This window comes from Streptomyces sp. NPDC037271, assembly GCF_055603605.1.
The window spans coordinates 119,637-131,943 of the sequence record NZ_JBVJVN010000001.1; the positions used below are offsets into that span (position 1 = coordinate 119,637).

Sequence of the window (12,307 nt, forward strand, 5' to 3'; positions counted from 1 at the left end):
AGGGGTTCGGGTGCTGGTCGACGGCCGGGCGGGCCTGCTGTCGCGCGCACCCCGTGCGTGACCCCGCCCTGAGCGGTGTTTCCGCGCGCCCTGGGGGCATCCGTTCGGGGTGGGGAAGGGTGAGCCGAGTGGGTGACGTATTCGGAGTGCGAGCCGTTGGGAGGGGTGATGTGATCATCAGTGGCGGGTTCTGGCCCTGGCGATGTCGATCAATATCTGCTCATATCGCCTGATCAAAAACATACTGTTCATGATCCGATACCGACCGGCCTGTAACGGTGGGCGCTCGCGGTGATCGAAAGGTGACCGGATACGCTGGCTCGAGTGGTGGCAGCGACCTATCGACAAACCAGGTAATCGCCAGTAGACACCAGCAGACAGGAGACCCCTCGTGACCGTCGTCGGGCCGTTCGGGCTGAGCGTGCGGGACCAGGCTCTGGAAGCCGATGTCCAGGCCGGATTGGTTGCTGTCGAGGAAGGGTTGCTTGAGGCAACCAAGAGCGAGGTTCCGTTCATCACGGAGGCGGCCCAGCATCTGGTGCGGGCCGGCGGCAAACGATTCCGGCCACTGCTGGTGATGCTCTCGTCCCAGTTCGGCGACCCCTATGCCCCCGGGATCGTGCCCTCGGCCGTCGTCGTGGAGCTGACCCACCTCGCCACCCTCTACCACGACGACGTGATGGACGAGGCCGCCGTGCGGCGTGGCGTGGCCAGCGCCAACACCCGCTGGGGCAACTCGGTCGCGGTCCTCACCGGCGACTTCCTGTTCGCCCGCGCCTCCCAGATCCTCGCCGACCTCGGGCCCGAGGCGGTCCGCGTGCAGGCCCTGGCGTTCGAGCGGCTCGTCACCGGACAGATCCTGGAGACGGCGGGGCCGCAGGACGGCCGGGACCCCGTCGACCACTACCTCGACGTGCTGGGCGGCAAGACGGGATCGCTGGTGGCGGTCTCCTGCCGGTTCGGCGCGATGATGTCCGGCGCCGACGAGACGGTCGTGGACGTGCTGACCCAGTACGGCGAGCGGCTCGGCGTCGCCTTCCAGCTCGCGGACGACGTCCTGGACATCGCCTCCGACTCCCAGGAATCGGGGAAGACGCCTGGGACCGACCTGCGCGAGGGCATCCCGACCCTCCCGGTGCTGCGGCTGCGCGAGCGGGCGGCCCGGCTGGGGCTGGCCGACGACATCGCCCTGTGCGAACTGCTGGGCTCCGACCTGAGCGACGACGCGCGGCACGCGGAGGCGCTGCGGCTGCTGCGCGCCCACCCCGCGCTGGAGCAGGCGCGACGCGACACGGTGCGGTACGCCAAGGACGCCCGGGCGGCGCTGGCCCCGCTCAGGGAGTGCGAGGCGAAGGCCGCGCTGGTGGAGCTGTGTGACGCCGTGGTGCACCGGGCCGGCTGAGCACCCTGGCCACCCGGGACCTGCGCCGGGCGGGCCGCTGTAGGGCGGCGGGTGGTGACCTGCGCCGGGCGGGCCGCTGTAGGGCGGCGGGTGGTGGCCTGCGCCGGGTGGCGGCGTAGGGCGGATCATGGCGTACGGCGGCGATGCGCGGCGTACGGCTGTGGGGTCCACCCCCTACGGGCCGGGGGAGTCGTGACCTCTCCGTGTCATCCCGCAGGAGTAGACGGAGTTGAGCCCGCGGTCTGACGATTCCGCCTGGCCGATTTGGTCAGATGGACACCACGGAAAACACCAATCCTCACCGATTCGGGTGAGAATGGCGGCTCACGGGTGGACGAGTGCGAGGTCGCGAGACAGCCGCCGCCGACGAGGAGGCAGGGCACACATGGCACCGATCGATTCCGACGACAACACGACGGCCGTGGCGGACGAGGGCCTGCGGGCAGGGCGGCGCAGGGCCGCGCGGTACGTCGTTCCGGTCGCGGTGATGGGAGTGGCGGCCGCGACGATCGGCCTCGTCCCGGCGATCGCCGACTCCGGGGACCCCGACCTTCCGAAGGTCACGGCGGAGCAGCTCATCGAGAAGATCGCCAAGTCGGACGTCCAGCAGCTGTCCGGCACGGTCAAGATCAGCACGGACCTGGGCCTGCCGGACCTCGGCGGCCTGGAGAGCGGCCTGATGTCCGGTATGGCCGGCGGTTCGGGTGGTCCGGGTGGTGACGAGGAGGGCTCCGCGGCCGACCCGTCGGCCAAGCTCACCGAGCTGGTGACCGGCACCCACACGCTCCGGGTCGCCGCCGACGGCCCCGACCGGCAGAAGCTGTCGCTGCTGGAGAACGCCGCCGAGTACAGCCTGATCCACGACGGCAAGGACGTGTGGGGCTACGACAGCAAGTCCAACGAGGTCTACCACTCGACCATCTCCGGCAGCGCCGAGCAGCCGGAGAAGGAGGTGCCGGCCACCCCGAAGGACTTCGCCGACCAGGCCCTCAAGGCCGTCGACGACACCACCTCCGTGACCGTCGACGGCACCGCGCAGGTGGCCGGCCGGGACGCGTACCGACTGATGATCAAGCCCAAGCAGTCCGGTTCCACGGTCGGCGCCATCAGCGTCGCGGTGGACGCCAAGACCGGCATGCCGCTGAAGTTCACGCTGACTCCGGCGAGCGGCGGCGCCGCGGTCGTGGACGCGGGCTTCACCGAGGTCAGCTTCGCGAAGCCGGACGCATCGACGTTCGACTTCACCCCGCCCAAGGGCGCGAAGGTCACCGAGGGTGACGAGGTGGCCGAGGCGCCGGAGCACGGGCGGGAGGCCGGGGGCGACCTCGCCGAGGAGATGGACGGCCTGGCAGAGCAGGGCGGTCCGGAGGTCATCGGCGAGGGCTGGAACTCGATCGCCACCTTCGACACCGGCGGTCAGGGCCTGCCCACGGCCTCCGCGGGCGGCGACCTCGGCGGCTTCCTCGGCTCCTTCGGAGACCAGGTCAAGGGCGACTTCGGCTCCGGTACCGTCTTCAAGACCCGCCTGGTCAACGCCCTGATCACGGACGACGGCAAGGTCTACGCGGGTGCGGTCACCAAGGACGCGCTGGTCAAGGCGGCCGACGCAGCCCAGTAAGCGTCGGCGTCAAGAGCCCCGGGTGCCGGGTGTCGGGTGCTGGGCATCAGGTGCCCGTCACCCGGTGCCGGGCACCGGGGCGTCAGTGCGTAGGAGCGATTTCGAAGTGAGGGAGCCGATGGCCGAACCGGCCGAACCGTCCGCCACGGAACCGGTGGGCGCGAGTGAGGAGAGCGGCACGGATGACGCCGTCATCGCCACCCGTGCGCTCACCAAGCGCTACCGCGGTGGCCAGCTCGCCGTCGACGGTCTGGACCTGACCGTCCCGGCGGGCAGCGTCTTCGGCTTCCTCGGCCCCAACGGCTCCGGCAAGACCACCACCATCCGCATGCTGATGGGCCTGATCGAACCCACTTCGGGCACCGCCCGGGTGCTGGGCCGGACCATGCCGGGTGCCGCCCGCGCCGTACTGCCCCGGGTCGGTGCCCTCATCGAGGGCCCGGCCCTGTACGGCTTCCTCTCCGGCCGCGACAACCTGTTGCGCTACGACGCAGCGGACCCGACCGCCGACCCGCGCACCCGGCGTGAGCGCGTCGCGGCGGCGCTGGACCGGGTGGGCCTCGCGGCCGCCGCCGGCAAGAAGGCGAAAGCGTATTCGCTCGGCATGAAGCAGCGCCTCGGGCTCGCCGCGGCACTGCTCCAGCCGCGCCGCCTGCTGGTCCTGGACGAGCCGACCAACGGGCTCGACCCCCAGGGCATGCGTGAGATCCGCGCGCTCGTGCGCGAACTGGCCTCCGACGGAACCACTGTCTTCCTCTCCTCCCACCTGCTGGACGAGATCGAGCAGGTGTGCACGCACGCCGCCGTGATGGCCCGAGGGCGGCTGATCACCCAGGGCGCGGTCGCCGACCTGGCAGCCGGGGCGCGCCGCCGGCTCGTGGTGACGACGCCGGACACGGGGGAGGCCGCCCGGGTGATGAAGGAACAGGGGGCCGGGGACGTGGTCGTCGCCGAGGACCGGGTGACTGCGGAGCCACCCGACCGCGACCTCGCCGACCTGAACGCCGCGCTGGTCACGGCCGGTGTCCGGGTCCGGGGCTTCGCAGTGGAACGGGCCTCGTTGGAGGACGCGTTCGTGGCACTGACCGGAGAGGGCTTCGATGTCGCAGGCTGAGATGCCGCGGGCTGAGGTGTCACAGACCGAGGTGGCGCGGACGGTGCGTGCCCCGAGTCCGCTGTGGTCCTTCGGACTGCTCCGCAGCGAAGTGCTGATCACCTTCCGGCGCTGGCGCACCCTCGCCCTGCTGGGCGTGCTGGCCGCCGTGCCGGTCCTGGTGGGGATCGCCGTGAAGATCGAGACGAGCGACGGGGCGTCGCTCGGCGGTGGCGGTGGCGGTGGTGGCGGCGGCGCGGGACCGGCGTTCATCTCGCAGATCAGCAACAACGGTCTGTTCCTGGTCTTCACCGCGCTCGCCGCGACCCTCCCGTTCTTCCTGCCGATGGCCGTCGGCGTCATCGCGGGCGACGCGATCGCGGGCGAGGCGAGCGCGGGCACGCTCCGCTACCTCCTGGTCGCCCCGGCCGGCCGCACCCGGCTGCTGCTCGCCAAGTACGCCACGGTGTTCGCCTTCTGCCTCGCCGCCACGCTGGTGGTCGCGGTCTCGGCGCTGGCGGTCGGGGCGCTGCTGTTCCCGGTCGGTGATCTGACCACCATCTCCGGCACCCGCATCACCTACCTGGAGGGCCTGGGGCGCGCGCTGCTGATCGCCCTGGTCGTGGCCGCCTCACTCGTGGGCGTCGCGGCCCTCGGCCTGTTCGTCTCGACCCTGACGAGCAGCGGCATCGCGGCGATGGCGACCACGGTCGGGCTGCTGATCACCATCCAGATCCTCGAGCAGATCCCGCAGCTCGACGCGCTCCAGCCGTACTTCTTCTCGCACTACTGGCTGTCCTTCGCAGACCTGATGCGCGAGCCGGTCTACTGGGACGACCTGGTGAAGAACCTCGGCCTCCAGGCCCTCTACGCGGCGGTGTTCGGCTCGGCGGCCTGGGCACGGTTCACGGCCAAGGACATCACCTCGTAGGAGCGGTGTCCGCCGCCCGCTCCCACGGGAAACGGGCGAGCGGCGCCTCCTGCGCGAAGAACGTCTTCGCGCGGGCCAGTGTCTCGGTGTCCTTCAGGACGTCACCGGGCCTGCTGCCGTTGCCGAGCAGCACGCCGCCGAAGCGCATCCCCATGTAGGCCGCCGAGTTGTTCAGGCTGCCGATCAGCGGGTCGGCGGCCTCCTGCTCCTGGTGTGCGAGCGCGGTGACGCCCCACAGAGTGCGGCCGGCCAGGGTCGCCTTGAAGTCGAGTCCGGGGGTGCGCAGCCAGCCGGACCAGTGGTCGAGGTAGCGCTTGACCGGCGTGGACAGCGAGTACCAGTACAGCGGCGAGGCGATCACGATGTCCGTGGCGGTGAGGGTGGCATCGAGCAGCAGGCCCGCGTTGCCCTCCGTGGGGCGTACGTGGTCGCTGTCGTGCCGCAGGTCCTCGAACTCGGGCAACGGATGCTCGGCCAGGCCGATCCACCGCTGCTCGACGTGCGCGGGAAGCTGTTCGGCGGCGCGGCGGGCGAGCAGTTCGGTGTTGCCTTCGGGGCGGCTGCTGCCCAGCAGGAAGAGAAAACGACGGGTCATGAGGTCCCCCGGAGTCATCGGCGTGCGCGGATACCAGCACATGCATCATATGCATACGCATGTAGTTCCGCATGTGTTTCCGTCTCTCCTTCGGGCCGGCTCGGCGCACCCGCCCCAGGCCCCCCGTGGGGGCCGGCCCGCGTCGGCCTCCCGATACGGGCGTGACCTCCTGGAACGAGCCTGTGACACCCCGGTGACGCGAGAATCGCGAGCGAGCGGCGAGACTCGACGGTAGGTGTATGACAGGTAGGCACGACAGGCATGACAGGCTCTGGACGGCAGGCGACAAGCCGCCGACGGAAGCCGCCGATGAGTGGGGGAACGATGTCTCGACTCGGCCGCGACAAGCAGCGGGTCCACGAGGGCGCGGAGCGCTCACCCGACCCTGCGGCGGCGACGCCGATCGACGTCCGCGTGCCGGAGGCCGGCTCCGGCGCACGCAGCGCGTCGGTCGACGGGACGCTGGTCGTCGCGGCCCCCGGCGAGGAGATCCAGAACGCGGTCCTGAACCGCCTCCACCGCCTCGCCGTCGCCGCCGGCCTTCCCGTCCTCGCCACGATCCACGACGAGCGCATCGGCTATTCCGTCCCGCTCCGGGTCGACCCGGACGGTTCCAGCCACCTCGCCGCGGAACCGGCGCCGACGGCTCCCGAGCAGCCGGCGGTACGACGGGGCCAGTCCACGCCCGTCCTCCGGCCGGTGGAGCCGGTGAGGGACGGCGCCCCCGCGTTCCGCCCGCCGGCGGTGCCCGAGCCGCAGCGGACGCCGGCCGGTGAATCCGCGCCGACGTTCACGCTGCGGGCTCTGCCGGAACCGGCCGGGAGCGCGGCGGCACCCGGGACGGTGGCACCGCCGACCGGAGAGTTCGGACCGCCGCCCCGGATGGACGGTGCCCCCGCGACCGGCACTCCCGAAGGTGCGGGACCTCGGACGGCGACCGGGCGGGTCGCCGAGCCCGAGCCCGAGCCCGGGTCTGCCGTCGGACGTCGGCCGGCGCCCGCGTTTGAGCCGGCCTCTGCGTCTGAGCCGGTCTCTGCGTCTGAGCCGGTCTCTGCGTCTGAGCCGGTCTCTGCGTTTGAGTCCGTCCGTGCGTCTGAGTCGGTCAGTGGGCGTGAGTCGCTCCGTGGGCCTCAGTTCGTCCCCGGGACCCAGTCCCTGCCCGGGCCCCAGCCCCTCCCCGGGCTCCAGTCCGTCGCCCGGCCCCAGTCGGCCGCCGCGCCGGAGCGGGTCACCGCCCCAAAGTCTGCCCTCGTCCCTGAACCGGTTGCCGACCTCGGCCCCGACCACAAGCCCACCCCCACCCCCGCCCGCGGCTTCGACGCCGTGGCCGAGGCCGTGCTCGGGGACGAACCGCTCACCGCACCCGGTGACGCCACCACCCCAGCGCTCCTCGCGGAGCCGACGGGCCGGATCAACGAAGCCGTCAAGGGAGGGCGTACGGAGGAGGCGGCCCAGCTGGCCGAACAAGCCGTGACGGAGGCGTCGGAAACGCTGGGGCCGGAGCACCCGGAAGTACTCCGGCTCCGGGAACTCGCCGCGTACATCGCGTACTTGTCGGGTGACCCGGACCGAGCCTTCCGTCTCTCCCTGGACCTGGCCCGGACGCACCGCCGCGCAGGCGACCAGGAGGCCGCCTACGGCAACGTCCAGAGCGCGGCCACCGCCTGGCGCGCCGTACGTGATCCGGAGCGAGGGCTGGAGATGGGGCACGATCTGGTCGGCCTGTGGAGCGAACTCGCCGCCGAGGAGGGCCCGGCCGCCGAGGACGCCGATCAACTGGAGTCCGCCCGCGCCCGGATGGGCCGCCTCGCCGGACGCGTCCGCACGCAGACCGGCTGACCGGCCGACCCGCCGGCTGCGCAGACCGGCCGGCCGGCCGACTGGCTTCTTCGACCGGCTGACCGGGCCGGTTGACTGGCTGCGTCGGCCGGCCGTCCGGCAGCCCGGGCCGGATGGCCCCGCCGCGGGACGTACGTCCTGACGTATGCCCTGTTGTATGCCCTATTGCGACAGTTCCCACATCGCATACGCGATGGCATCGCTGTTGCGGTTCAGTGCCGTGTCGTTGATGTTGGCGGTGGTGTCGCAGGACGAGTGGTAGCAGCGGTCGAACGGCTGGCCCGCGGTGCCGCCCCATTTGGCCGCCTGCGCCGACGTCTTGCGGTAGCCGGCGCCGCTGAAGAGGCCGCCGACGGGGACCCCCGCGCTCTTGAAGGGTGCGTGGTCGGAGCGGCCGTCGCCCTCGGTCTCGATCTCCGTGGAGATGCCGAGGCCGGTGAAGTAGTCCTTGAAGGTCTTCTCGATCGTGGGATCGTCGTCGTAGACGAAGTAGCCGGGGTTGGGGGAGCCGATCATGTCGAAGTTCAGATAGCCGCTGATCTTCGCGCGGCCCGTGGAACCGAGGCTGTTGACGTAGTGGCGGGACCCGACCAGTCCCAGTTCCTCCGCACCCCACCAGGCGAAACGCAGGTGCTTGGTGGGCTGGTGACCGGACCGGGCCACGGCGAGCGCGGTCTCCAGGACGGCCGCCGAGCCGGAGCCGTTGTCGTTGATGCCCGGGCCGGAGGAGACACTGTCCAGATGTGACCCGGCCATGACAACCTGATCCGTGTCACCACCTGGCCAGTCGGCTATCAGGTTGTAGCCGGTACGGCCGGAGGCGGTGAACCGCTGGACGGTGGTGGTGAACCCTGCCGCGTCCAGCGCGGCCTTCACGTAGTCGAGCGAGGCCTGGTAGCCGGGGCGGCCGTGGGCGCGGTTGCCGCCGTTCGCCGCGGCGATCGACTGCAGCCGTGTCAGGTGGGCCCTGACATTGGCTACCGGTATGTCGGGGGCGGCAGCGGAGGCGTTCGCCGGTTCGGAGGCGGACGCGGGGTGCTCGGCGGCGGGCGCCGCGTCGGCCACGGATCCGCCGGTCATCAGCGTGGCGACCGCGACGGCACCGGCCGTCAGGGCGCGCCCGGGCAGGGGGAGCTTCATGTGGGGGGCTCCGAATCCCTAGGGAGTCCCCGGGGAGGGGACTCCGCAGTGAATGGGGTGCCTGGATGGTGTGGCCGGGGCGGACGCTTCGTCAAGGCCGTTATCCGGCCACGGAGTTGCGTATATCGGAACGCGTCGTCATGTGCCCTTGATCGTCTCTCAGTGGACGCAGAACTCGTTCCCTTCCGGGTCCGCCATCACCACCCACTCCCCGCCCGGCTCCTTCACCTGTCGCAGGACGCTCGCTCCCAGCGCCTCGAGCCGGGCGACCTCCTCCTCGCGCGATCCCTCGCCCGAGTGCAGGTCGAGGTGGATCCGGTTCTTGCCGGTCTTGCTCTCCGGTACGCGCTGGAACAGCAGTCGCCGCCCGAGTCCGGTGCCGCTCTCCTCCTGGTAGGGGTCGTCCGGGTGTCGCACGGCGGCGAGGTCCCGCCAGGCGCGGCGCCCGTGGGACTCGACGGTCAGCTCGGCCGGTACGGCCCCGAAGCCCAGCAGTTTCTCGATGAGTGCGCTGTTGTCCTCCACCTCGTAGTGAAGGGCGGCGGCCCAGAAGTCCGCCTGTGCGTGCGGGGCGGTCGCGTCGACGACGATCTTGAAATGCAGTGGAGCGGGACGTGTGCCCGGGGTCGATGTCATGTAACCAGTTATACTGGTTACATGAATGAGCGGTCAGCGGAATCGCCGAAATCGCCCGCCGGTATCCCTGGCAGTCCCGTTACTCCTGGTCTGACGCTGCTGTCGCACGAGGGCAAGCCGTACCGTTTTGACCCGGGTGCGCTCTGCCTCGAACTGCTGACGACGGGTGGGCCGGGCGCTTTCGCGCGCTGGGAGGTGCTGCACGAGCCCGCGGACCTTGCGGCCTGGGCCGACCGCAGCCGACTGCCGGACGGACTGGACCTGGCCGTGGACCGGACCGACGTGGAGCGGGCCCGGGCCCTGCGGGACGCCCTCTTCATGCTCACCGCGGACCGCGCACATGGACGTCCGCTCCGGCCCGGTCACCTTGACGCCGTCAACGCCGCCGCGGCCGGCCCTCCGCTCGTCACCCGTATGGAAGCGGACGGCACCCGTGGCTGGGCCCCGGGTGCCACGGGTGCCCGCCTGCTGTCGACGGTCGCGCGTGACGCGATCGAGCTGTTCACCGGCCCGTACGCCGACCGCATCCGTGAATGCGGTGCTCACAACTGCTACCTGCTCTTCGTCGACACCTCACGTCCGGGCCGCCGCCGCTGGTGCGCGATGGAGCACTGCGGCAACAGGGAGAAGGCCCGGGCGCACCGCGCGCGGCGCGAGCCGGGGAAGGGCTGACGAAGCGGAGAGTCAAGACGAAGCGGAGAGCATTACGGAGAGCAATACGGAGGGGTGAAGCGAGGAGCGAAGTGGGCGAGGAGCCGGGCGGGGAGGCCGGAGGGTTACGGCTTCCCGGCCGGGGTGTCCAGCTGTTCGGACCCCGAGGTGTCGGGCGCCGGTACGCCGGAGGCCACGACCCCCGGTGTCTGTACGGTGCCCCCCTTGACCGGAGGTACGCCGTCGCCCGTTCGGTCGAGCTGTGCCCTGAGCGTCCGGGCGGTCCGGTGGGCGGTGCGCAGGGCGTCCCAGGTGAGCAGGGTGAGCGCCAGCCACACCAGCCCGAAGCCGGCCCAGCGCTCGGGCGGCATGGCCTCGCCGAAGTACAGGACGCCGAGCAGGAACTGGAAGACCGGGGCCAGATACTGCAACAGCCCCAGCGTGGACAGCGGCACACGGATCGCCGCAGCGCCGAAGCAGACCAGGGGGACGGCGGTGACCAGACCGGTCGCGGCGAGCAGCGCCGCGTGCCCCGCGCCCTCGGTGGTGAAGGTGGAGTCGCCCTGGGCGCCGAGCCACAGCAGGTAGCCGAGCGCGGGCAGGAACTGGATGGCCGTCTCGGCGGCCAGCGACTCGACGCCGCCGAGGTTGACCTTCTTCTTCACCAGGCCGTACGTGGCGAAGGAGAAGGCCAGGCAGAGGGAGATCCACGGGGGTTGGCCGTAGCCGACGGCGAGGACGATCACGGCCGCGAAGCCGGTCCCGACAGCCGCCCACTGCGCGGGCCGCAGCCGCTCCTTCAGCAGCAGCACGCCCATCGCGATGGTGACCAGCGGGTTGATGAAGTACCCGAGCGAGGCCTCGACGACATGGCCGCTGTTCACAGCCCAGATGTAGACGCCCCAGTTGACGGTGATGACGGCGGCGGCCACGGTGACCAGGCCGAGCCTGCGTGGCTGCCGCAGCAGCTCGCCGGCCCAGGCCCAGCGCCGTACGACGAGCAGGGCGACGGCGACGAAGGCCAGGGACCACGCCATCCGGTGGGCGAGGATCTCCCCGGCTCCGGCAGGCTTGAGCAGCGGCCAGAACAGTGGAACGAGCCCCCACATCCCGTATGCCGCGAAGCCGTTCACCAGGCCTATTCGCTGCTCACTCCTCGAAGACCCGGCCACGGGCACCTCCTTCTCGCGTACGGCATGCCGGGACAGACGCATGCAAGGACGAAGGTAGCGCCGCACCCGCCCGCCTGTCATGCCCGTATCGGCATACGGTCATGACAGGTGGGCGGGTGCGTGGGTATGGATGCGGGTGTTGCGGAGGTCCAGGGTGGGGGCCGCGGCAGAGCCCTGCGTGATTGCGCGTGGAGGTCAGGTCACGCGTGGAGGTCAGCTCTTCAGCGCGGCGGCGAGAGCCTCGACGAGCGGCGTGGTCGGACGCCCGGCCAGCCGGGACAGGTCGCCGGTGGAGACGACCAGCTCGCCCTTCTCGATGGCGGCGTCCACGCCTGCGAGGACGGAGGCCAGCGGCCCCGGCAGCCCGGCGCCGGTGAGGATGCCGGTGTACACCTCGGTGGAGACGGGGCTGTAGACGATCTTCTTGCCGGTCTGCCGGCTCAGCTCGGCCGCGTACTCGGCGAAGCTCCAGGCCTCGTCGCCGCCCAGCTCGTACGTCCTGCTCTCATGGCCGTCGCCGGTCAGTACGGCGACGGCGGCGGCCGCGTAGTCGGCGCGGGAGGCGGAGGAGAGCCGGCCCTCACCGGCTGCCTGCACGACGGCGCCGTGCTCCAGGACGGGGGCGAGCTGCTCGGTGTAGTTCTCGTGGTACCAGCCGTTGCGCAGCAGCACGTACGGCACGCCCGAGTCGACCAGCGCCTTCTCCGTCGCGCGATGGTCGTCGGCGAGCGCGGCGGTGAGGCTGCCGGGGGCGCTGGTGTAGGCGAGCAGGGCGACACCGGCCTTCCTGGCCGCGTCGATCACGACCGTGTGCTGCTGGACGCGGCCCTTGTCGAACTCGTTGCCGGAGATCAGCAGCACCCTGTCGCCGGCGGTGAACAGGTTGTCGAAGGTCTCGGGGGCGTTGTAGTCGGCGACCGCGAGCCGTACGCCACGGTCGGCGAGCCCGGCGGCCTTCTCGCGGTCCCGGACGACCGCGGTGATCTGGCCGGCCGGCACCTTCTCCAGCAGTTGCCGTACGACGTGGCGTCCGAGGTGTCCGGTGGCTCCGGTGACGACGATGCTCATGGCTTCCGTACTCCTTGAGTGTGGGGGGCGATGTCACCCACCATAAAGGTGGCGCTTACTTCTGGAAAGTGCCCACTTTGCAGTAAGTTACTTACGTGAAGGTAAGTCGGCGGAGTGGTGGAGCCGCGCAGTGGAGCCCTGATGGCATGCATGGCATGGCAC

The 12,307-nt window shown here is 71.1% G+C and carries 11 protein-coding genes; 6 read left to right on the forward strand and 5 right to left on the reverse strand.

The window, feature by feature from the left end; genetic code table 11:
• Positions 1-391 precede the first annotated feature (391 nt).
• The 4 genes from ACZ7G3_RS00585 to ACZ7G3_RS00600 all read left to right on the forward strand — a co-directional run bounded on the left by ACZ7G3_RS00585 (position 392) and on the right by ACZ7G3_RS00600 (position 5,044).
• A complete protein-coding gene (locus ACZ7G3_RS00585) occupies positions 392-1,402 on the forward strand; it encodes a polyprenyl synthetase family protein (protein ID WP_426599836.1) in 1,011 nt (336 codons plus the stop codon).
• A gap of 385 nt (positions 1,403-1,787) precedes the next feature.
• Positions 1,788-3,020, forward strand: a complete 1,233-nt coding sequence (locus tag ACZ7G3_RS00590) for a LolA family protein (RefSeq protein ID WP_470922672.1) — start codon at positions 1,788-1,790, stop codon at positions 3,018-3,020.
• Between the two features lie 118 nt (positions 3,021-3,138).
• A complete protein-coding gene (locus ACZ7G3_RS00595; RefSeq protein WP_426599930.1) occupies positions 3,139-4,134 on the forward strand; it encodes an ABC transporter ATP-binding protein in 996 nt (331 codons plus the stop codon).
• Positions 4,121-5,044, forward strand: a complete 924-nt coding sequence (locus ACZ7G3_RS00600) for an ABC transporter permease (RefSeq protein WP_470922673.1) — start codon at positions 4,121-4,123, stop codon at positions 5,042-5,044. The genes ACZ7G3_RS00595 and ACZ7G3_RS00600 overlap by 14 nt, the downstream gene beginning before the upstream one ends.
• Here the strand turns inward: ACZ7G3_RS00600 and ACZ7G3_RS00605 are convergent.
• A complete protein-coding gene (locus ACZ7G3_RS00605) occupies positions 5,034-5,639 on the reverse strand; it encodes a flavodoxin family protein (protein WP_470922674.1) in 606 nt (201 codons plus the stop codon). The genes ACZ7G3_RS00600 and ACZ7G3_RS00605 overlap by 11 nt on opposite strands.
• Before the next feature lie 324 nt (positions 5,640-5,963).
• Between ACZ7G3_RS00605 and ACZ7G3_RS00610 the strand changes: the two genes are divergently transcribed.
• Positions 5,964-7,478 (forward strand): tetratricopeptide repeat protein, encoded by a 1,515-nt coding sequence (locus tag ACZ7G3_RS00610; RefSeq protein WP_470922675.1) that lies wholly within the window; start codon positions 5,964-5,966, stop codon positions 7,476-7,478.
• 162 nt (positions 7,479-7,640) lie between these two features.
• Here the strand turns inward: ACZ7G3_RS00610 and ACZ7G3_RS00615 are convergent, their stop codons facing one another.
• A complete protein-coding gene (locus ACZ7G3_RS00615; RefSeq protein ID WP_470922676.1) occupies positions 7,641-8,618 on the reverse strand; it encodes a M28 family metallopeptidase in 978 nt (325 codons plus the stop codon).
• A 159-nt stretch (positions 8,619-8,777) separates the two neighbouring features.
• Positions 8,778-9,254 (reverse strand): VOC family protein, encoded by a 477-nt coding sequence (locus ACZ7G3_RS00620; protein ID WP_470922677.1) that lies wholly within the window; start codon positions 9,252-9,254, stop codon positions 8,778-8,780.
• Between the two features lie 21 nt (positions 9,255-9,275).
• Between ACZ7G3_RS00620 and ACZ7G3_RS00625 the strand changes: the two genes are divergently transcribed.
• Positions 9,276-9,926, forward strand: a complete 651-nt coding sequence (locus ACZ7G3_RS00625; RefSeq protein ID WP_470922678.1) for a CGNR zinc finger domain-containing protein — start codon at positions 9,276-9,278, stop codon at positions 9,924-9,926.
• Positions 9,927-10,030: 104 nt separating this feature from the next.
• Here ACZ7G3_RS00625 and rarD read toward each other — a convergent pair whose 3' ends face one another.
• Together rarD and ACZ7G3_RS00635 are read right to left on the reverse strand one after the other, a co-directional pair.
• On the reverse strand, positions 10,031-11,077 hold the full coding sequence (rarD, locus tag ACZ7G3_RS00630) for an EamA family transporter RarD (RefSeq protein WP_470922679.1): 1,047 nt from the start codon (positions 11,075-11,077) through the stop codon (positions 10,031-10,033).
• A gap of 213 nt (positions 11,078-11,290) precedes the next feature.
• Entirely contained in the window at positions 11,291-12,145 is an 855-nt protein-coding gene (locus ACZ7G3_RS00635; protein ID WP_470922680.1) for an SDR family oxidoreductase, read from the reverse strand.
• Positions 12,146-12,307 lie beyond the last annotated feature (162 nt).